Below are 21371 nucleotides of genomic sequence, written 5' to 3'. Positions count from 1 at the left end.
AGGCTTCCTGGCGAGAGTTGTTTGCATTTTTGCCTTTGAATTTTGGCGTTCCACCCTACATACTGCAGCTATCCCACCTTCCATATTTCCTTCCGAACCAACGGTCGGTTGAGGTCCACCATGACAAAAGCATCATCCAAAACGCAGGCTCCCACCCCGCGGGGCGCATCCCGCAATGAGGCGGCGGTCGACGCAGAGGCCAAGATGGCCAAGACAGCGGCCAAGCGAGCCGATCAACCGGCGCTCAGCGCCTCGGCTGCGGCCGCCGCATCGGTCGCCAGTCCGGCGCCCAAGCGGGGCCGTCCTCCCAAGGCGAGTGCAGCAGCGGCCGAGGCTGAACAGCCCCTCGCGCGCCGTGGCCGCAAGGTCAAGGTGGAAGAGGTCGCCGATGACCTGCCGGATCATCTGGATGAAGCGGTCGATGCCGAGGTCGTTGGCGAGGTCGCCGAGGTCGAGGTGGTGGAGGAAGCCGTTGCTGCGCCGCTGCCCAAGACCCGCAAGGCCTCGCGCGCCCGCGAAAAGCAGTTGCTCAAGGAGTTTGGTTATGACGACTCCAATATCACCGACGAGGAACTGGGCCGGCGGCGCGCGCGCCTGAAAAGCCTGATCAAGATGGGCAAGACCCGCGGGTTCCTGACCTACGGGGAAATCAACGACCACATCCCGGACAACCTGGCCGATCCCGAATTGCTGGAAACCATCGTTTCCATGCTCAACGACGTGGGCATCGCGGTGTACGAAACCACGCCCGATGCCCAGACCCTGTTGCTCAACCAGCATGGCCCGACCGCGTCGAGCGAAGAGGAGGCCGAGGAGGAGGCCGAAGCGGCGCTGTCCAACGTCGACTCCGAATTCGGCCGCACCACCGACCCGGTGCGCATGTATATGCGCGAAATGGGCACCGTCGAACTGCTCACGCGCGAAGGCGAAATCGTCATCGCCAAGCGCATCGAAGACGGCCTGCGCCAGATGATGCTGGCCATTTCCGCCTCGCCGTCGACGGTCGCCGAAATCCTGGCGATGGCCGCACGCATCCACAACGGCGAATTGCCGGTGGATGAAGTGGTGGACGGCATGGTGTCGGATGACGAATCCGACGACTACGTGGCCGAAGAAGATGTCGACTACTCGCTGGACGAAAGCGGCGAAGAAGACGAGGACGGCGGCGCCGGCGCCACTTCCATGAAGCTCGAAGAACTCAAGGGCAAGGCGCTGGAGGCGTTTGCCGACGTGCACGACGCCTTCATGAAAATGCGCCGTGCCTACGACAAGGACGGCTACCGTTCACCGAGCTATCTCAAGGCGCAGGAGGCCATCTCTGCAGCGCTGATGGAAGTGCGCTTCACCGCGCGCACCGTCGAGAAGCTGTGCAATCTGCTGCGCGCGCAGGTGGACGAAGTGCGCCGCTACGAGCGTGAAATCCGGCGCTATGCGGTGGATCGCTGCGGCATGCCGCAGGAAGAATTCATCAAGTCCTTCCCCGGCCATCAGCTCGATCTGAAGTGGGTGGACAGGCATGTGGCCGCCAACAAGCCCTATTCCGTCATCCTCAGCCGCAACGTGCCGGCGATCAAGGAACTGCAGCAAAAACTCATCGACATCCAGAACCGCGTCGTCGTGCCGCTGGAAGACCTGAAGGAGATCAACACCCAGATGAGCCTGGGCGAGCAGGCTGCGCGCGAAGCCAAGCGCGAGATGATCGAGGCCAACCTGCGGCTGGTGATCTCGATCGCGAAGAAGTACACCAACCGCGGCCTGCAGTTCCTCGACCTGATCCAGGAGGGCAACGTCGGCCTGATGAAGGCGGTAGACAAGTTCGAATATCGCCGCGGCTACAAGTTCTCGACCTACGCGACCTGGTGGATCCGTCAGGCCATCACCCGCTCGATTGCCGATCAGGCGCGCACCATCCGCATCCCGGTGCACATGATCGAGACCATCAACAAGGTCAACCGCATCTCGCGCCAGCATCTGCAGGAAACGGGCACCGAGCCCGACGCCGCCGTGCTCGCAGAGAAAATGGAAATGCCCGAGGACAAGGTGCGCAAGATCCTCAAGATCGCGCGCGAGCCGATCTCCATGGAAACCCCCATCGGCGACGACGACGATTCGCATCTGGGCGATTTCATCGAGGATTCGGGCACGCTGGCGCCGACCGAAGCGGCCATGCAGGCGGGACTGCGCGATGTGGTCAAGGAAATTCTCGATTCGCTCACGCCGCGCGAGGCCAAGGTGCTGCGCATGCGCTTCGGCATCGAGATGGCCAACGACCACACGCTCGAAGAAGTCGGCAAGCAGTTCGATGTGACGCGTGAGCGCATCCGCCAGATCGAGGCCAAGGCGCTGCGCAAGCTCAAGCATCCCACCCGCTCCGACAAGCTGCGCAGCTTTCTCGATACGCTTTGACCTGCTCGCGCCTGTCCGCCCGCGAAACGCACAGGCGCTCACGCTAGACTCCGGGCATGACCCACGCGCGAAAAACGGCTGTCCGCACCATCGTGTTTGCCGATGTCGTCGGCAGCACGGCCTTGTTTCAATCCCTCGGCAATGCCGAGGCCACGGCGCTGGTCACTCAGGTGGTGTCGAACATGGCGCGCAGCTTCAGGGCGGCGGGCGGCGAGGTGGTGAAAACGCTGGGAGACGGCATTCTGGCCACCTTCGAGCACAACACCCCGGCGCTCAATGCCTGCATCGACATTCAGCGCACCTGTTCCACCTCGGGCGCGGTCGATGCCACCGGGGCGCGGCAGAAACTTCCCCTCAAGATCGGCATCGCCCGCGGCGTGGTCGTGCTGGCTCCGGGCGACTGTTTTGGCGATCCGGTGAATGCGGCCTCGCGGCTGTCCGACTCGGCCGGGGCCGGGCAGATTCTCATCGGCGACGCCGTCATGGAGGCGCTGCCGCTGGAATTGCTGGCCCGTCTGCGCAGTCTCGGCGCGATTTTTCTGCGCGGCTACGACGTGCCGGTGCCGGTCCATCAGGTCGACTGGGAGGCCTCCGTCGACTTGGGGCAGACCATGCCGCAAGTACCCTCGCGCATCGACTACAGCAGCCAGTTGCTCAACCTCTCCTGGCTCGACGACAGCGTGGACTATGCCGCCGATCAGATGCCCATCGTCATCGGGCGCACCAACGGGGCGGACTTTCTCGTCAACGATCTGCGGGTATCGCGCCAGCATGCGCGCATCGACTGGCGCGGCAGTTACTTCATGCTGACCGACCTCAGCAGCAACGGCACCTGGGTGCGCTACACCGGAAATGACACGACGCTGGCGCTGCGCCGCAACGAGTGTGTGCTGCACGGCCAGGGCGAAATCACCCTCGGTGCCAAGCCCTCCGATCCGACCGCGCCGACGGTGATGTTCCAGATTCATCCCCAGTGATCCGGATCAACGCCTGTCTCGTTCATGCTCTCGTCAGATTCCACGGCTTGCCTGCACGGCTGCCCACCGCAAACCGCCATCCTCCTCGTCAATCTGGGCACGCCCGATGCGCCGACGGCACCTGCCCTGCGACGCTACCTCGGCGAATTCCTGAGCGATCCGCGGGTGGTCGAGATTCCCAGACCGCTGTGGTGGCTCATCCTCAATGGCATCATCCTGCCGACTCGCTCTTCCAGATCCGCGGCGAAGTACGCCACGATCTGGACCGAGCGGGGCTCACCCCTGCAGACGGGCACGGCCGATCTGACGCAAGCCATTGCAGACGAAATGTCCCGGCTCGGCCACCATGTCCGGGTGCGTTATGCGATGCGCTACGGCAATCCGTCCGTGTCCAGCGTGCTCGAAGAAATGGCGCGGCAGAACGTGACCCGCATGCTGCTGGTGCCGCTGTACCCGCAGTACTGTGCAGCCACCACGGCGTCCACGCTGGATGCGGTCACCGCCTGGATGCGGCGCAGCCGGCGCCTGCCCGAACTTCGCGTGCTCAATCACTTCCACGACGAGCCGCTTTACATCGAGGCGCTGGCGCGAAAGATCGAGGCGCACTGGCAGCGCAACGGCCGGCCGGACCAATTGGTGATGAGCTTTCACGGCATGCCCGCGCGCACGCTCAAGCTGGGCGATCCCTATCACTGCGAATGCCACAAGACCGCACGCCTGCTCGCCCAGCGTCTGGGGCTGGCGGCTTCTGAATACGCGGTGACGTTCCAGTCGCGCTTCGGCAAGCAGAAGTGGCTGCAGCCCTATACCGAACCCACCTTGCGTCAACTGGCCAAGGAGGGCGTGGGCCGTGTGGACGTGATTTGCCCCGGCTTCAGCGTCGATTGCCTGGAAACGCTGGAAGAAATCGCCGTGGAAGGCAAGCAGGCCTTCCTGTCGAGCGGCGGCAAGACGTTTCATTACATCGACTGTCTGAACGCCGAGGCGCACTGGACGCAGAGCTTGAGCAGTCTGCTGGCCGCGCATCTGCAGGGCTGGGACACGACCGTGCCCGTGGACGAGGAACAACTCGCGCAGACGCGCGCCCGGGCTCAGGCCATGGGCGCAGGCAATCTGACAAATTCAGCGGGATGAAGCGCGACGGGTTGAGTGCGCCTCGCGCCAGAATTGCACCAGCAGCCCGACACCGATTTGGTGAATGGATTTTCCTCGGGGCAGGCAAGCAGGAATTTTCGGCCCGTCCTCAATAATCCTCGTCGGCACTGGTGAGATACCACTGCGCTTTCTCCAGCGCCTCGGTCCGGGCGGGGGCGATGGTGCAAAACACATTGCGCGCATCCCGGGCCAGCATACCCAGACGGCGCAGCGCGTCTTGCATGTCATTCGGTCCCAGGAATTCAAAAGACACGCTGCTGCGACCATCCGCATAGGCGTCATGGAACAGCGTGTCGAACAGCAGATTCAGGCTGTCGGGGTGGTCGGGGTGGCAGAGCAGATCGCGCACATGCAGCACCTTGCCGACGACTTCGCAGACGGCATAGGCGATGAGGCCGTCGCGTCCGGCGCTGAGCGTGAGAAAGCGGAATTTTCTCCAGGGCTTCTGCTCGAAACGCCAGGCCAGATAGCGGCGATCGCGCACGCCGATGAGCACGGCGGGATTTTTCTGCGCCGCCCATAGCGCGTCGAAGCGGGCATCGGGCCGTTCCATCCACTGCACATGCCGGCCGTGAAAGTCGTGCGCATAGCGCGTTCTGCGCAGGGCATGCCGCCACCAGTCGGCGGTGTGCCCGACAGCGCGGCGCAGCAGATGGGGGATCTGCTCGGGCAGGTAGCTGGCGCTGCGCAGTACGCGGACATAGCGCACCATCCGCCCCGCCACCTTGTAGCCCAGGCGCTTGACCACGGGTTCGGACTTCGGATTGGGAAACCCGTAGATCAGCCCGTGCTGCGGCAGAAAGCGGTCGCGCAGCGTGGTCTGCAGCAGCATGGCGGGATACAGCGTGCGATGTTCCGCCGCCACGCCGAAATCGGCCAGAAGCCCGGCGTTCAGCGGCTGACCGGCCAGAAGCATCTGCCGGGCGCCCAGCCCGATGACGCCTATCGCCACGCCATTTTCGGCGAGGGCATAGGCCAACAGCACCTGCGGCAGGCCGGCCGGGTTGCGCAGGTAGAACCAGTCGAATTTGTCCTGGCGACGCTCGGGATGGCCGAGGTTGCTGGCCCAAAGCGACACGATGGTGGCGCGATCGGTCTGCAGGTCGGCGGGCAGCGCGACGTAACGGGACGATGCGGCGGTCATGACGGAAAGCAGGCTGGTGAAGGTTCAGCGCCGGATGAATTGCTCATGCAGCAGCAGGGTGGAGAGCATGCCGACGAAGGCCATATTGTCACCAAATCCGATGACTTTTCCGGCGCGCGCCTTGTCGAACAGGCGGATCGCCGCCTGCGGGTCGAAGTAGCCCGCCTCTTTGAGACGCGCCACGCTGAACAGCTCGGCCACATAATCGACGGGCTCGCCATCGTGAAAGAAGCTCTGGCTGTCGGGGGCGCGGTAGGGTTGCTTGGTGCGATGGCGCAGCGCATCGGGCAGCAGGCCGTCCATGCTGCGTTTGAGCAGATACTTTTCGGTCAGCCCCATGAGCTTGTAGCGCGGCGGCAGTCGGCTGGCGAAGGCGATCAACCGGTGGTCGAGAAAGGGAAAGCGGGTCTCGATGGACGCGGCCATGGCCATGCGGTCGCCCTGCGAACACAACAGATAGCCCGACATCAGGGTGTGCGCCTCGATGTACTGATCCTGGCAGAGCGGCTCCCAGCGGGAGATGCCGGCGGGGAGTTGTGCGGCGATGGCGGCGATGGGGTCGGCCGCCGTGGCTGCGGCGCGCCAGTCCGGTGACAGAAAACCGGTGATGCGCCGCGTGGTGGTCCAGCGCGGCAGGTGGGCGAACCAGGGCTCGCGGAAATGCGCCTCGCCTTCACGGAAAAAGCGTTCGGTCATCGCCCGGCCTGCTGCGGGCGAGTGTTTGAGGTAGGGGTAGAGGCGTTCGAGCAGTCGGGGGCGCCACGGCGAATTCGGCTGCCGGGCGATGAAGCGGCGCACGCGGGCTTCCTTGAACAGGTCGTAGCCGCCGAAAACCTCGTCTGCGCCCTCACCGGTGAGCGCCACCTTGTAGCCCGCGGCGCGCACCCCGGCGGCCAGCAGCATCATGGGGGCGGGCGCGGTGCGCACAATGGGCGTTTCGGCGTGGGCGATGGCGCGGGGAAAGGCGGCGGCGATGTCGGCGCGGGTGCAGTGCACCGTGGTGTGGTCGGTGCCCAGATGCCGCACCAGTTGCTGCTGCCAGGGGCTTTCGTCGAATTCGGCGTCGTCGAAAGTGAGCGAGAAAGTGCGCAGCGGCGTGTCGGTGTAGTGGCGGATCAGCGTGGTGACGATGGAGGAATCGAGGCCGCCGCTGAGATAGGCGGCCACGGGCACATCGGCGCGCAGTTGCAGCCGCACGGCGTCGATCAGCAGGTCGCGCAGTTCTTCGGCGCAGGCGGCGGCCGAGCGGTCGTCCGCGATGGGCGCCGGGGGAAAGCTCCAGTCCCAGTAGCGGCGCAGTGTCGTACCGCGTGCGTCGACCGACATCACATGGCCGGGCGGCAATGATTCAATGCCTTCGAACACCGCGTGCGGCGGCAGCGGCGCCCAGTAGGTGAAGACTTCGCCCAGCGCCTGCGCATCGAGACGGCGCGGGACTTCGGGCAGGGCGAACAGCGCCTTGACCTCGGAGGCAAAGGCCAGACCGCCCGGCACGCGGGTGTGGAACAACGGCCGGATGCCGGTGCGGTCGCGCGCCAGCAGCAGGCGCTGGCGTGGCACATCCCACAAGGCGAAGGCGAACTGGCCGTTGAGTCGATCGACCAGCGCATCACCCAAGTCTTCGTACAGATGCACCAGCACTTCGGTGTCGGACTGCGTGGCGAAGCGATGGCCGCGGCGCTGCAGCTCGGCGCGCAGCTCGATGTAATTGAAAATCTCGCCGTTGAACACTACCCACACCGTGCCGTCTTCGTTGCCCATCGGCTGGACGCCGCCGGACAGGTCGATGATGCTCAGGCGGGCGTGCGCCAGGCCGATCGGCCCCTTGTTGTAGAAGCCTTGCCGATCGGGCCCGCGGTGATGCAACTGGCCGATCATCGCGGCAAGCTGCTCAGGATCTATGGGAGCGTTCCAGTTCAAACGTCCGGCGATGCCGCACATGAGCTGCTCTCAGCCGCCGATGTAAGACATCTCGACCCGGCGCTCGTCGCGCTGGGCCAGGCCTGCCGCCGTGCCGCGCAGCAGGGAATAGCGATCATCGCGCGCCGTCCAGACCTGCGCCAGCGCGGCGCGCAACTGATCGTCGCTGACCGGGGCCAGGCCGGTGCGCTGATCGCCGCGCAGCAGCGCGCGCACGTCATGGCCGTGGGTGGCGAACAGGCAGAGGTAGAGCTTGCCTTCCATCGACAGCCGGGCGCGGTTGCAGTCGCCGCAAAACGCCCGGGTCACGCTGGAAATCACGCCGATCTCACCCGCGCCATCGTCGTAGGCCCAGCGCTGGGCGGTTTCTCCCGCGCTGTGCGGCTCCAGCGGATGCAGCGGATGCACGGCGTGGATGCGGTTGATGACTTCTTGCGAGGGCAGCACCTCGTCCATGCGCCAGCCGTTGGTGTTGCCCACATCCATGTATTCGATGAAGCGCAGCACCACGCCGGTGCCGCGAAAATGTCTGGCCATCGGCAGAATCTGCGCCTCGTTGGTGCCGCGCTTGACCACCATGTTCACCTTCACCGGCCCGAGGCCGGCGGCCAGGGCGGTGTCGATACCCCGCAGCACCTCGGCCACGGGGAAGTCCACATCGTTCATCTGACGGAACACGGTGTCGTCCAGCGCGTCGAGGCTGACGGTGACGCGATCGAGCCCGGCCTCCTTGAGCAAGGTCGCCTTGCGGGCGAGGATGGAGCCGTTGGTCGTCAGCGTCAGCTCGGGCGGCCGGCCTTCGGGGGTGCGCAGGTCGTGCAGCATCTCCACCAGCCGCTCGAGATTCTTGCGCAGCAGCGGTTCGCCGCCGGTGAGCCGGATTTTGCGCACTCCCAGGTCCATGAACACGCGCGCAGCGCGGGTGATTTCCTCGAAGCTCAGCAGGTCGGCGTGAGGCAGAAATTCGTAATGCTTGTCGAAAATTTCTTTCGGCATGCAGTAAGTGCAGCGGAAATTGCAGCGGTCGGTCACCGAAATGCGCAAATCGTGCAGCGGACGATGAAAACGGTCGGTCGGCTGCCCCTGCCCGTGGCCGGTGTCGGCAGGCACGGTCGGCACGCTGGCGGCGTATTGGTGGTCGACGATGGGAATGATGCGTTCGGACATATCGCCATTATCGGCAAAGCACAGGAGCGCCGCGCTGGCCTGGCTCCGAGGAGCCTGTCGGACTTGAGGATCGCGGGCTGCAAATGGACGGCGCGGCGCCCTGCGGCAGCGGTTTTTTGCCCCATAGCTTCGGCTATGGGGCTGCAAACCCGCCGCCACATGGCATCCACACCGCCCATTTTCGCTTTCCGCGCCCCAAGACCGACAGGCCCCTCGGCATGTTCACATCAATGAAATCCGAAAGGCCAGGGCAAAGGTGGCGAGCAGCATGCCGAGCACGGCGCCGACGAGCACATCGGAGAGGTAATGCAGCCCCAGGATCAGCCGCGACGCGGCGATCAGCAGGGCAAACGGTACGGCGATCCAGCCCAGCATGGGGGCGAAAAACAGGATCTGCAGGGTGAAATTCACCGCATGCAGCGTATGGCCGGAAGGAAAGCTGAACTGATCGAGCGGCGGCTCGCTGAGCACGATGCGCTGGCACTGTTCGATCGGCCGGGGGCGGGCGGCCAGGCGCTTGATCGACCAGTACAGGCCGGTGCCGATGAAGGTCGTCACCATCATCCAGATGATGGGCAACACCGCTGCACGACCGTCGATCAGGAGCAGCACAGACAGAATCACTCCCCAGCCCCAGCCATTGCCCAGGCGGCTGATGGCGGAAAAAAAGCGGCGAACCCAGGGCTTGCGGCTCAAACGATTGGCCGCGAGGGTCAAACCTTCTTCCCAATGCAGATAACGCTGAAGCAGGCCGGGCTGTCGCTGTTGCATGGTGGAGGAGTCGGGTGGCGATGGCGGCGCGGGGAGCACGTTGCCGTATTGTTTCACTGCAGACTTAGGGCGGCTGGAAATGCCACCCCTTGCCTGCTGCCTCTACCATTGTGTCATCTGCGCAAGGCGGTCGGTCGATCGGTTCACAAAAGGCTGGCTTCCCGAGTCGCATTCTCCACAAGGATCAATATGGCATACACCATCGAACTCTCGGGCCGCGTCGCCCTGGTGACTGGGGCATCAAGCGGGCTCGGCTGGCGATTTGCCGAAGTGCTGGCGCAGGCGGGCGCCGCCGTGGTGCTCAGCGGCCGCCGCATGGAGCGCCTGAAGGAACTGCGGGCGAGAATCGAAGGTCAGGGGGGCGATGCCCATGTGGTGGAACTCGATGTCACCGACATGGCCAGCATCAAGGCGGCCGTGGCGCATGCCGAAACCGAAATGGGGCCGATCGACATCCTGGTCAACAACGCGGGCATTTCGTCGCAGCAGAAGCTGCTCGATGCGACGCCCGAAGAGGTCGACGAGGTTTACCGCACCAATGTGCACGGTGCCTTTTTCGTGGCGCAGGAAGTGGCGCGCCGCATGGTGGCGCGTTCCCTGGGCGTGACGCCGGGCACCTGGGCGGGCGGGCGCATCATCAATGTGGCATCCGTCGCAGGGCTGCGGGTCATGCCCAAACTGGGTGTCTATGCCATGAGCAAGGCAGCCGTCATCCACATGACGCGGGCCATGGCGGTGGAGTGGGGCAAGTATGGCATCAACGTCAACGCCCTCTGCCCCGGTTACATCGACACCGAAATGAATCACCATCACTGGCAGACCGAGGCGGGCCAGCGTCTGCTGCAGACGTTGCCGCGCAAGCGCCTGGGCAAGCCCGAAGACCTCGACGCCCTTTTGGTCATGCTGTCCAGCGCTCAAAGCGGCCTGGTCAACGGCGCGATTCTCACTGCCGACGATGGTTTGGGTATTTGAAGGAAAAGTCTGTGCGATTCGAAATCCCTGAAAACAAGCGTCTGGTCCACACCATGACCATGCCCATCCGCTGGGGTGACATGGATGTGATGGGCCATGTGAACAACACCCTGTATTTCCGCTACATGGAGATCATCCGTCTGGAGTGGATGCGTGAAACCGGCATCCCTGCCAACCCGCAAGGCCAGGGGCCGGTGATCGTCAATGCGTTCTGCAACTTCCAGATCGAATTGAGGTATCCGGGCGAGGTGCTGGCACGGCTCTACACCACCGAGGTGGGCCGCTCCAGCTTCGATACCTACACCCTGCTCAGCCGCACCGACGATCCCGATACGATCTACGCCAGCGGCGGCTCGCGTGTGGTGTGGGTGGATTTTCCCAAGCGCAAGAGCGCCCCTTTGCCCGATAGTCTGCGTGAGCTGCTGTCGGCGCAGGCCAGGGTGGACGGAGACTGAATATCGAACGGGAGTGGACCATGCCAGAGTCCGAAACAAACCAGCCGCTGTGGACGCCATCTCCGCAGCGCATCGCCGCTTCGCATATCGAGGCGTTTCGTCATTGGGTGAATGAGCACCACGGCCTGCAGTTGCAGACTTACCAGGACTTGCTGGATTGGTCGATCGCCGAGCAGTCCCGGTTCTGGGACGCGGTGTGGGAGACCTCCGGCGTGATCGCCGAGCACAAGGGCGAGCGGGTGCTGATCGATGCCGAGCGCATGCCTGGCGCGCGTTTCTTCCCGGACGCCCGTCTCAACTTTGCGCAGAACCTGCTGCGCCGCGATGACGATGCCGTGGCGCTGCACTTCTGGGGCGAGGATCGGGTGCAACGCCGCCTGAGCTGGCGCGAACTGCACGCCGAAGTCTCCCGTCTGCAGCAGGCATTGACCGCGTGGGGCGTGCAGCCGGGAGACCGGGTCGCGGCCTATCTGCCCAATATGCCCGAGACGGTGATCGCCATGCTGGCGGCCACCAGCCTCGGTGCGACTTTCACTTCCGCCTCGCCCGACTTCGGCGTGCAGGGCGTGCTCGACCGCTTCGGCCAGACGCAGCCCAAGGTGCTGATCGCCTGTGACGGCTATTTCTACAACGGCAAGACTTTTTCCAATCTGGAGAAGCTGGCCGAACTGACCCCGCAACTGCCCTCGCTGGTCAAGACCGTCATCGTGCCCTACGTGGCGCAGACGCGCGGCGAAAGCCCGAAGATTGCGGCGATTGCCGATGCGCAGGTCTGGGACGAGGCGCTGGCGCCGTTCGCGTCGCAGGCGGTGCAATACACCGCGCTGCCCTTCGACCATCCCGTGTACATCCTGTATTCCAGCGGCACCACCGGCGCGCCCAAATGCATCGTGCATCGCGCAGGCGGCGTGCTGCTCAAGCATCTGGCCGAGATGCGTCTGCAGGTCGATGTCCACGCCGATGACCGCGTGTTCTTTTTCACCACTTGCGGCTGGATGATGTGGAACTGGCTGATGTCCGCGCTCAGCCAGGGGGCCACGCTCTGCCTGTACGACGGCTCACCCGGCGTGCGCGGCAACGCCATTCTGTTCGACTACGCCGATGCCGTGGATTTCACGCATCTGGGCACGTCGGCCAAGTTCATCGAGGCGCTGGGCAAGTCGGGCATCGCGCCGAAACAAACGCATCGTCTGACTTCGCTGCGCACCCTCATGTCCACCGGTTCGCCTTTGGCCCCCGAGGGTTTCGACACCGTCTACGACAAGGTGAAATCCGACATCTGCCTCAGTTCCCTGTCGGGCGGCACCGATCTGGTGGCCTGCTTCATCGTCGGCTCGCCGCTCAATCCGGTCTGGCGCGGAGAAATTCAGGCCTGCGCTTTGGGCATGGCCGTGATCGTGGCCGATGACGAGGGCCGGCCGCTGCCCGACGGGCAAAAAGGCGAGCTGGTCTGCACCAAACCGTTCCCGTCCATGCCATTGGGATTTCTGGTCGACGGCAGCCTGGAAAAAGGCGCGCAGAAGTATCACGACGCCTACTTTGCACAGATTGCGAATGTCTGGTGGCATGGCGACTACATCATGCGCACCGGGCATGGCGGCTACATCATTTTCGGCCGCTCCGATGCCACCCTCAATCCGGGCGGCGTGCGCATCGGCACGGCCGAGATCTACCGCCAGGTCGAGCGCATCGACGCGGTGCTGGAGTCGATCGTGATCGGGCAGAACTGGCCGCCGGGGACTTACGGCGATGTGCGCGTGGTGCTGTTCGTGCGCCTGCGCGATGGCGTGGTGCTCGACGAGGCGCTGATCGACACGATCAAGCGCCAGATCCGCGACAACGCCACGCCGCGCCATGTGCCCGCGCGCATCGTGCAGGTGCACGACATTCCGCGTACCAAGAGCAACAAAATCGTGGAAATCGCGGTGCGCAATCTGATTCACGGCGAGCCAGTGAAGAATGTGTCGGCGCTGGCCAACCCCGAGGCGCTCGATGAATACCGCGCGTTGCGCACGGAACTTGAGCGGGCCTGATGGCAGTTATTCTCCGCGCCGCCAGGTGCAGGTCCGGCTGAGCCAGAGCTTGCGCAATGGCGTCAGGCTGATGCGCTGGTGCAGCACGGCATAGTCGGCCCGTTCGATTTCGCGCAGCAGCGCGTCCGACATGGCGCCCAGCGCCAGCAGCGGCGCGGTCTGCGCGCTGGGGTAGGACGCGAGGGCATCGCAGGCGGCTCGCAGCGCCGTGCGGGCCAGCGTGGTTTGTTCCTGCAGCAGGGCGCGAATCGGCGGGTTCACGATTCGCTGTTGCAGCTCCGCCGTCTTGACCACATGCCGCTGCAGGGCATCGAGCGGCAGATACACCCGACCCTGCGCGGCATCGCGCCCCAGATGCCGGATATTGCTGGCCAATCTCAGGGCCACGCCCAGTTCCTCCGCCGCAGCCAGGGCCGAGGGCGTGATCAGACCCTGCAGCGCCGCCGCATTGCGCAGCGTCTGCCCGCTGCCCGCGCGGCAATAGTGCAGCAGCGCAGCACGATCCATCCATCGGTTCTGTCGCAGATCGATCTCCACGCTTTCGATCAGGCCGAGCAGAGTTTCTGGCCGCAGATCGTGCTCCTGCAAATACCCCGCGAGAGCCCGCAGGGACGGGTGCTCGGGCTGATGCTGGCCGAGCGCCTGGATCTGTGCGCGCCACCAGGCCAGCTTGGCTTGCGCAATGGCCGGATCGCTCACGGTGGTGGCGATGCTGCGGACCCGCACATGCACGTCCAGCAACAATGTCAGCGCGACGCGGCGCTCAGGCGGGCACCGTTGCAGCGCGTAATAAGCTGACGAGCCGGGTGGCGGCTTGGTGCAGGAATCAGGGATTTGAGACGCGGGCATGTTGAGCACTGCATCAAGCAAGCTGGAGAGGGTGTGAACAAATCCGCCATGCCCGCTCATCGCGCCCAAAGCGCCCCACTCGGCGTTGCAAATGCGCGCCGTGCCGACGGGCACGGCTGTGCTTTGCGCCTTGATTGGGGCGCTTTGGGCGCGCTGCTCGGCCACGCCGGATTCATTCACACCCTCCGGAGGCGGCTAGAATAGCCGATTGCCCAAAAATCAATGCCGCCGGGTTCTCATCCCCCTGTGGAGAGAAACGGGGACGAAACTGGACAAACGAGCATCATGTTTTTGGCAACAGATCACCTGGCGAGGGTGGCGAAATGGGTAGACGCACCAGGTTTAGGTCCTGACGCCTTCACGGGCGTGGGGGTTCGAGTCCCCCCTCTCGCACCAGACAGCACCAGCCGACAAGCGCAGGCTCGCCGGTTTTTGACCCCTTTTTGAACACTGGATTTTCCCATGACTGTCGAAACCCTGGACAAACTGCAGCGCCGTGTGACCGTGACCGTGCCCAAGGCCATAGTGCAGAACGAAATCAATTCCCGCCTGAAGAGCCTGAGCCGCACGCTGCGCCTGCCCGGTTTCCGTCCGGGCAAAGTGCCGATGTCCATGGTGACGCAGCGCTATGCCCCGTCCGTCGAGATGGAAGTGCTGCAGGACAAGATCGGCAATGCGTTTTACGACGTCGCCACCAGCGCCCGTCTGCGCGTGGCCGGTGCGCCCGAGTTCACGCCCAGGACCGAAGGGGTCGAAGCGGATGTGATGGCTTTCGATGCCGTGTTCGAGGTCTATCCCGACGTGCAGATTCCCGACCTCTCGACCCACGGCATCGAGCGCGTGACCGCCGAGGTGGACGAGGCCGCCATCGACAAGACCCTCGATGTGCTGCGCAAGCAGCGCACCGAATATTTCGTGCGCGGCCAATCGGCGCCGGATGGCCAGACTTCCGAAGGGCTGGAAGTCCAGGATGGCGACCGCGTCACGGTGGACTTCGAAGGCCGTATCGACGGCACCGCTTTCGAGGGCGGCAAGGCCGAAGACTTCACCTTCATTCAAGGTGAGGGCCGCATGCTGCCCGAGTTCGAAGCGGCCACCAAAGGGCTGCAGGCCGGGCAGAGCAAGATTTTCGAACTGCACTTTCCCGAGGACTACCCAGGCCGTGCCGTTGCCGGTAAGACGGCCCAGTTCACCTTGAAAGTCACCCAGGTCGAATGGCCGTTGCTGCCCGCAGTCGATGCGGATTTTGCCAAGGCGCTCGGCGTGGAGGACGGCGATGTGCAGCGTCTGCGCGACGATATCCGCAACAACCTGAGCCGCGAAGTCAAATCGCGCCTGATGCAGCGCAACAAACTGGCCGTGATGGAGCTGTTGCAAAAAGCCGTGCCGGTCGACTTGCCCAGCGCACTGGTACAGAACGAAATCAACGAATTGATGGCCGGCGCCCGTCAGGATCTGGCCGAGCGCGGCATGAAAGATGCCGACAAGGCGCCGCTGCCTGTGGATCTGTTCAAGGAGCAGGCCGAGCGTCGCGTCCGTCTGGGCCTGATCGTTTCCGAGTTGGTCAAGCAGCACGATCTGCAGGCCAAACCCGAGCAGGTTCGCGCCTATGTGGAGGAGATTGCGGCCAGTTACGAACAGCCGCAGGAACTGGTGCGCTGGTATTACGCCGATCAGGAACGCCTGGCGCAGGCCGAGGCCATCGTCATGGAGAACAATGTGACCGAATTCGTGTTCGCTCAGGCGCAGACAACGGACAAAGCGCTCGGTTTCGATGAGCTGATGGGTAAAAGCTGATCGCTGACCTGCCTCGTCAATCCACATTCGAAAGCCGCTGTCCGCCCAGGCGTGTGCAGTGGCTTTTGTTTTTGGGCGCGTTGTCGTGCCCAGCGCAAAGCCGATGCGGAAATCCTGCGTGCTTGCATCGGCAGCGCCGCATGCGTGCTAATCTGTGTCTACCTTCACGTCTTTTTTTTCCATGAGCGCTACTGACATTCAAAACCTGGGCCTGGTGCCCATGGTCATCGAGCAAAGCGGCCGCGGTGAGCGCGCCTACGACATTTACTCGCGCCTGCTGCGTGAGCGGGTGATTTTTCTGGTTGGCGCCATCAATGATCAGATGGCCAATCTGGTCGTGGCGCAGTTGTTGTTCCTCGAGTCGGAAAATCCAGACAAGGATATTTCGCTCTACATCAATTCTCCCGGCGGCTCGGTGTCTGCCGGCATGGCGATTTTCGACACCATGCAGTTCATCAAGCCCGATGTGTCCACCTTGTGTACCGGCATTGCGGCCAGCATGGGCGCTTTCCTGATGGCGGCCGGCGCCAAGGGAAAACGCTATTCGCTGCCCAATTCGCGCATCATGATCCATCAACCCTCCGGCGGGGCGCAGGGACAGGCGACGGACATCGAGATCCAGGCCCGCGAAATTCTTTATCTGCGCGAACGACTCAATGGCATTCTTGCCGAGCGCACTGGTCAGAGCCTGGACAAAATTGGTATCGACACGGAGCGCGACTTTTTCATGTCGGCTGACGAGGCCAAGGACTATGGCTTGATCGACGAAGTCATCGCCAAGCGCGCCTGATCCCGACCCTCAAAGTAGACATACGTCCATGGCTGAGAAAAAATCATCTTCCGGTGAAAAGACCCTGTACTGCTCGTTCTGCGGAAAGAGCCAGCACGAGGTCAAGAAGCTCATCGCCGGTCCTTCGGTGTTCATCTGTGACGAGTGCATCGACCTGTGCAACGAAATCATCCGTGATGAAGTGGCTGCGACCGATGCCAATGGCAAGTTGGTCAGCACCGATTTGCCGACGCCGTCTGAAATCAAGGCCATCCTCGACCAGTATGTGATCGGCCAGGAAACGGCCAAGCGCATTCTGGCCGTCGCGGTTTACAACCACTACAAACGGCTCAAGCACATCGGGCAGAACGGCGACGTCGAGCTGGCCAAGAGCAACATCCTGCTGATCGGGCCCACCGGCTCGGGCAAGACCTTGCTGGCGCAGACGCTCGCGCGCTTGCTCAACGTGCCTTTCGTCATCGCCGACGCGACCACGCTGACCGAGGCGGGTTATGTGGGTGAAGACGTCGAGAACATCATTCAAAAGCTGTTGCAGAACTGCAACTATGAAATCGAGCGGGCGCAGCGTGGGATTGTCTACATCGACGAAATCGACAAGATTTCCCGCAAATCGGACAACCCCAGCATTACCCGCGATGTGTCGGGCGAAGGCGTGCAGCAGGCTTTGCTCAAACTCATCGAAGGCACGATGGCCTCTGTGCCGCCACAGGGTGGGCGCAAGCATCCGAATCAGGATTTCATTCAGGTTGACACGACCAATATCCTGTTCATCTGCGGTGGAGCGTTCGATGGCCTGGAGAAGGTCATCCGCAATCGTTCCGAAAAGTCCGGCATTGGATTTTCGGCCACGGTCAAAACCCCGTCCGACCAAAGCGTGTCTGAGACCTTTCAGCAAGTGCAACCCGACGATCTCGTCAAGTTCGGCCTGATTCCCGAGCTGGTGGGCCGTCTGCCCGTGGTGGCCGCGCTGGAAGAACTCGATGAGGCCGCCATGGTCGAAATTCTCACCGTGCCGAAGAATTCGCTGGTCAAGCAATATCAGAAGCTGTTCGAGATGGATGGCATCAAGCTGGAGTTTCGTCCGGCGGCGCTCGATGCGATTGCTCGCAGGGCGCTTGAGCGCAAGACGGGCGCGCGCGGGCTGCGCTCCATCGTCGAGCAGGCTTTGCTCGACCTGATGTTCGATCTGCCCAATGCCAAGGGCGTGGCCAGTGTCGTCGTCGACGAGAACGTCATCACGATGGGCGCCAAGCCGCTGCTCATCTATGAGGATGCCGCGAAGGCATCGGGAGCGTAAGGCGCTCAGGTGGTGGCAATCTCGATGGCACTCTGATCCCCGCTTGCAAATCCTCTGCACGGCCCCATTTGCACACCAACTTCTTTTCGGGTGACCTCTATGTCCGCTACCCTTGAACAAAACATCGATCTGACCGCGCTGCCCTTGCTGCCCTTGCGCGATGTGGTCGTTTTTCCTCACATGGTGATTCCATTGTTCGTTGGGCGTCCGAAGTCCATCAGGGCGCTTGAATCGGCCATGGAAAGCGGCAAGCAGATCATGCTGGTTGCGCAGAAGGCGGCGGCCAAGGACGAGCCCAAGCCCGAGGATCTGTTCGAAATCGGCTGCCTGTCGAGCATTCTGCAGATGCTCAAGCTGCCTGATGGCACGGTGAAGGTGCTGGTCGAAGGCGCACAACGGGCCAAGGTACTGAATATTCAGGATAACGGAGAGTTCTTTGCCTGCGAAGCCGTTCCCATCGCATCGAGTTCGGAGTCGAGTGCGGAATCTGAGGCCATGCGGCACGCCGTGGTGGCGCAGTTCGACCAGTATGTCAAACTGAACAAAAAAATCCCTCCTGAAATTCTCACTTCGATTTCCGGCATCGATGATCCGGGTCGTCTGGCCGACACCATCGCTGCGCATCTTCCACTCAAGCTCGAACAGAAACAATCCGTGCTGGACTTGCATGATGTGCAAGCCCGCCTGGAGAATCTGCTCGAACAGCTCGAACGCGAAGTCGGCATTCTGCAGGTCGAAAAGCGCATCCGTGGACGGGTGCGCCGCCAGATGGAAAAGAGCCAGCGCGAGTACTACCTGAACGAGCAGGTCAAGGCCATCCAGAAGGAACTGGGCGAGGGCGAAGAGGGCGCGGACATCGAGGAAATCGAGAAAAAGATCAAGGCTGCGCGCATGCCCAAGGAGGCCAAGAAGAAAGCCGAGGGCGAACTGAAAAAACTCAAGCTGATGTCGCCGATGTCGGCCGAGGCGACCGTGGTGCGAAATTACCTCGACGTATTGGTCAGCCTGCCCTGGGCAAAGAAGAGCAAGGTGCGCCATGACCTGGCGTTTGCCGAGGCGGTGCTGGATGAAGATCACTACGGCCTGGAGAAGGTCAAGGAGCGCATCCTCGAATACCTCGCAGTCCAGCAGCGTGTGGACAAGGTCAAGGCACCCATCCTTTGCCTGGTCGGGCCGCCCGGGGTGGGTAAGACCTCGCTCGGCCAATCCATCGCCCGCGCGACGGGACGCAAGTTCGTGCGCATGGCCTTGGGCGGCGTGCGCGACGAGGCCGAGATTCGTGGCCACCGCCGTACCTACATCGGCGCCATGCCTGGCAAGATCCTGCAGAGCCTGAACAAAGTGGCCGTGCGCAATCCCTTGTTCCTGCTCGACGAGGTGGACAAGCTCGGCATGGATTTTCGCGGCGACCCGTCCTCGGCCTTGCTGGAAGTGCTCGATCCTGAGCAGAATCACACCTTCAGCGATCACTACGTCGAAGTCGATTTCGATCTCTCCGATGTGATGTTCGTCGCCACCTCGAATTCGCTCAACATTCCCCCGGCGCTGCTCGACCGGATGGAAGTGATTCGTCTGGCCGGCTATACCGAGGATGAGAAGGTCAGCATCGCCCAGCGTTATCTGCTGCCCAAGCAAATGAAAAACAACGGCGTGGAGAAGGACGAGCTCGACGTCACGGAAAGCGCCATCAGGGGCATCATTCGCTATTACACGCGCGAGGCCGGGGTGCGCTCCCTGGAGCGCGAAATCTCCCGGATCTGTCGCAAGGCCGTCAAGGGCCGTCTGTTGAAGACGTATACAGAGCAGGTCGTCGTCACCGAGGACAACCTGCACGACTTCCTTGGCGTGCGGCGCTTCAATTTTGGTATTGCCGAGAAGCAGAATCAGGTTGGGCAAGTCGTTGGCCTGGCCTGGACCGAAGTTGGGGGCGACTTGCTGACCATCGAGGCAACGGCCATGCCCGGAAAAGGTGCCATCCTGCGCACGGGCTCGCTTGGCGATGTGATGAAGGAGTCGGTCGAGGCGGCGCGTACCGTGGTACGGGTTCGCGCGCGTCGTCTGGGCATCAAAGACGAGTTGTTTGAAAAACGCGATCTTCACATCCACGTGCCGGAAGGGGCGACTCCCAAGGATGGGCCGAGTGCCGGCATTGCCATGACGACGGCCATCGTGTCGGCAATGACGGGAATTCCCGTCAAGGCCGAAATCGCCATGACGGGCGAAATCACCCTGCGGGGCGAGGTGCTTGGGATCGGTGGCCTGAAGGAAAAGCTGCTCGCGGCTCTGCGCGGGGGGATCAAGACCGTGCTGATTCCCGAAGAGAATGTCAAGGATCTGCAGGAAATGCCGGAGAACGTGAAGTCCAACCTCAACATCATTCCGGTGAAATGGATCGATCAGGTGCTGGATTTGGCGCTTGAGCGCGTTCCCGTCGCGCTGGAAGATGAAGCACCCACCCAGGCCGTCGAAGTATCGGTCACGCCCGTCGACCTGCCTGTCTCAGAGCGCGCCCGCCATTGAACCCAGATCGTCCATGAGGTGAGGCTTTGCTCCTATCGGATACGGGGGGATGCGGGTGCCGGCGGCCGATTTGAGGCGTCGTTGCTCCCTCGCTTCGTGTCCGTATCCCAGCACCCGCGTCCTGATGAACGATCTGGGCTGAACCGACAGAGCCAAGGTGAACAAACGGGGTGCTTGCATCAAAAAGAAAATCCAGTATAGAATGCTAGCTTGCTTTGAAGGGGGTATAGCTCAGCTGGGAGAGCGCTTGCATGGCATGCAAGAGGTCAGCGGTTCGATCCCGCTTACCTCCACCAAGCAAAATAAAAAAAACGAAAAACAACAAAGTTGAAGGTTCAGTCCCCTTCGTCTAGAGGCCTAGGACACCGCCCTTTCACGGCGATAACACGAGTTCGAATCTCGTAGGGGACGCCAGGTTCGATAACCGAATCTGCATGGAGTGGTAGTTCAGTTGGTTAGAATACCGGCCTGTCACGCCGGGGGTCGCGGGTTCGAGTCCCGTCCACTCCGCCAACAAAATTCGCAGTAAATCAATGAGTTAATGAAAAGCTCACGCGAACGACGTGGGCTTTTTTTGTGTCAGAAACGGAGGTTTGGGAGAGCGCATTCCCCTTCAACTCCTCCAAGATTCCCACAGACTGCCCCAGACGTCTCTTTGTTGGACACCCCAGAATCCCCCCTGCGCCGCCGGTATGTCCACCTTGCTGCCATGCTTCTGCGCGGCCAGCCACAGCGCGGCTTTCAGATAGTTTTCCCCCTTGTCGTGCATCACGATCTTGTGGCGCTGCTCACGATGGCGGATGCCTCGCCAGGCGGCCAGCGCCGCATCCCGCCCCGGCCGCTGGCGCCACGCTTGGGCCTTGGGCAGCCTGGCCGAGAGCGTTTTGCGTTCTGCCGGGGTAATGTCCCCGGGCGTGGTGTAAGTCTTTGGTGCGGTGAGCTGCGAAGGGCGTAGCCCGGAGCAGCTCACCGCGCGCCGGTCGTCCCTGGAGATGGGGGTGGCCATCGTGAAGTCCGGATAAGGTTGAGGTGCGAACCAACCAACTTGTCTGAAGGAACCACGATGACCAACGCAACTATCGCACTGACCGAGCTCGCTGAGAAGGGGGCCGACATCG

Annotated in this window: 16 protein-coding genes and 4 tRNA genes; 14 read left to right on the top strand and 6 right to left on the bottom strand. The window is 62.7% G+C overall.

Going from position 1 to position 21371, the window contains the following annotated elements; genetic code table 11:
• The first annotated feature begins 120 nt into the window (after positions 1-120).
• From rpoD to hemH, 3 genes are read left to right on the top strand one after another with little or no spacing between them, the layout of a single operon-like run.
• The gene (gene rpoD / locus RBR52_RS11335) at positions 121-2406 is read left to right on the top strand and encodes an RNA polymerase sigma factor RpoD (protein ID WP_320377368.1); all 2286 of its coding nucleotides are present in this window, start codon (positions 121-123) and stop codon (positions 2404-2406) included.
• Between the two features lie 56 nt (positions 2407-2462).
• Entirely contained in the window at positions 2463-3383 is a 921-nt protein-coding gene (locus RBR52_RS11330) for an adenylate/guanylate cyclase domain-containing protein (protein WP_320377367.1), read from the top strand.
• A 24-nt stretch (positions 3384-3407) separates the two neighbouring features.
• A complete protein-coding gene (gene hemH / locus RBR52_RS11325; protein ID WP_320377366.1) occupies positions 3408-4517 on the top strand; it encodes a ferrochelatase in 1110 nt (369 codons plus the stop codon).
• A 109-nt stretch (positions 4518-4626) separates the two neighbouring features.
• Here hemH and RBR52_RS11320 read toward each other — a convergent pair whose 3' ends face one another.
• The 4 genes from RBR52_RS11320 to RBR52_RS11305 form a co-directional block, all read right to left on the bottom strand.
• Entirely contained in the window at positions 4627-5682 is a 1056-nt protein-coding gene (locus tag RBR52_RS11320; RefSeq protein WP_320377365.1) for a GNAT family N-acetyltransferase, read from the bottom strand.
• A 24-nt stretch (positions 5683-5706) separates the two neighbouring features.
• Positions 5707-7623 carry an asparagine synthase (glutamine-hydrolyzing) gene (gene asnB, locus RBR52_RS11315; RefSeq protein ID WP_320377364.1) on the bottom strand — a complete coding sequence of 639 codons (1917 nt, stop codon included), beginning with the start codon at positions 7621-7623 and terminating at the stop codon, positions 5707-5709.
• 9 nt (positions 7624-7632) lie between these two features.
• Entirely contained in the window at positions 7633-8769 is a 1137-nt protein-coding gene (gene moaA, locus RBR52_RS11310) for a GTP 3',8-cyclase MoaA (protein ID WP_320377362.1), read from the bottom strand.
• Between the two features lie 222 nt (positions 8770-8991).
• On the bottom strand, positions 8992-9540 hold the full coding sequence (locus RBR52_RS11305; protein WP_320377361.1) for a phosphatase PAP2 family protein: 549 nt from the start codon (positions 9538-9540) through the stop codon (positions 8992-8994).
• Positions 9541-9729: 189 nt separating this feature from the next.
• On the opposite strand from RBR52_RS11305, the gene RBR52_RS11300 reads away from it, so the two are divergent.
• Genes RBR52_RS11300 through RBR52_RS11290 form a run of 3 tightly spaced genes read left to right on the top strand, consistent with a single transcriptional unit; the run spans position 9730 to position 13000 of the window.
• A complete protein-coding gene (locus RBR52_RS11300; protein ID WP_320377360.1) occupies positions 9730-10512 on the top strand; it encodes an SDR family oxidoreductase in 783 nt (260 codons plus the stop codon).
• Positions 10513-10523: 11 nt separating this feature from the next.
• On the top strand, positions 10524-10967 hold the full coding sequence (locus tag RBR52_RS11295; protein WP_320377359.1) for a thioesterase family protein: 444 nt from the start codon (positions 10524-10526) through the stop codon (positions 10965-10967).
• 20 nt (positions 10968-10987) lie between these two features.
• Positions 10988-13000, top strand: coding sequence for an acetoacetate--CoA ligase (locus RBR52_RS11290; protein WP_320377358.1), 2013 nt, complete (start codon positions 10988-10990; stop codon positions 12998-13000).
• A gap of 6 nt (positions 13001-13006) precedes the next feature.
• Here the strand turns inward: RBR52_RS11290 and RBR52_RS11285 are convergent, their stop codons facing one another.
• Positions 13007-14029, bottom strand: a complete 1023-nt coding sequence (locus RBR52_RS11285; RefSeq protein ID WP_320377357.1) for a squalene/phytoene synthase family protein — start codon at positions 14027-14029, stop codon at positions 13007-13009.
• A 129-nt stretch (positions 14030-14158) separates the two neighbouring features.
• On the opposite strand from RBR52_RS11285, the gene RBR52_RS11280 reads away from it, so the two are divergent.
• From RBR52_RS11280 to RBR52_RS11245, 8 genes are all read left to right on the top strand, one after another.
• Positions 14159-14245 (top strand) — tRNA-Leu (locus RBR52_RS11280).
• A 66-nt stretch (positions 14246-14311) separates the two neighbouring features.
• Complete coding sequence (tig, locus tag RBR52_RS11275) at positions 14312-15646, top strand: trigger factor (RefSeq protein ID WP_320377356.1); 1335 nt, start codon at positions 14312-14314, stop codon at positions 15644-15646.
• Positions 15647-15827: 181 nt separating this feature from the next.
• Positions 15828-16436, top strand: a complete 609-nt coding sequence (gene clpP / locus RBR52_RS11270) for an ATP-dependent Clp endopeptidase proteolytic subunit ClpP (RefSeq protein ID WP_320377355.1) — start codon at positions 15828-15830, stop codon at positions 16434-16436.
• A 28-nt stretch (positions 16437-16464) separates the two neighbouring features.
• A complete protein-coding gene (gene clpX, locus RBR52_RS11265) occupies positions 16465-17733 on the top strand; it encodes an ATP-dependent Clp protease ATP-binding subunit ClpX (RefSeq protein WP_320377354.1) in 1269 nt (422 codons plus the stop codon).
• Between the two features lie 99 nt (positions 17734-17832).
• Complete coding sequence (lon, locus tag RBR52_RS11260) at positions 17833-20253, top strand: endopeptidase La (RefSeq protein WP_320377353.1); 2421 nt, start codon at positions 17833-17835, stop codon at positions 20251-20253.
• A 220-nt stretch (positions 20254-20473) separates the two neighbouring features.
• Positions 20474-20549 (top strand) — tRNA-Ala (locus RBR52_RS11255).
• Positions 20550-20591: 42 nt separating this feature from the next.
• Positions 20592-20667: transfer RNA gene (locus RBR52_RS11250), tRNA-Glu, on the top strand.
• A gap of 22 nt (positions 20668-20689) precedes the next feature.
• Positions 20690-20766: transfer RNA gene (locus tag RBR52_RS11245), tRNA-Asp, on the top strand.
• A gap of 100 nt (positions 20767-20866) precedes the next feature.
• On the opposite strand, the gene RBR52_RS11240 is transcribed toward RBR52_RS11245, so the two are convergent.
• Positions 20867-21259, bottom strand: coding sequence for a hypothetical protein (locus RBR52_RS11240; RefSeq protein WP_320377352.1), 393 nt, complete (start codon positions 21257-21259; stop codon positions 20867-20869).
• Positions 21260-21371: the final 112 nt, after the last annotated feature.

It is taken from the genome of Thiomonas sp. (genome assembly GCF_034007205.1).
GTDB lineage: Bacteria > Pseudomonadota > Gammaproteobacteria > Burkholderiales > Burkholderiaceae_C > Thiomonas.
The sequence above is the reverse complement of the archived record's forward strand: the minus strand, read 5'-3'. Positions and strand labels throughout refer to the sequence as shown.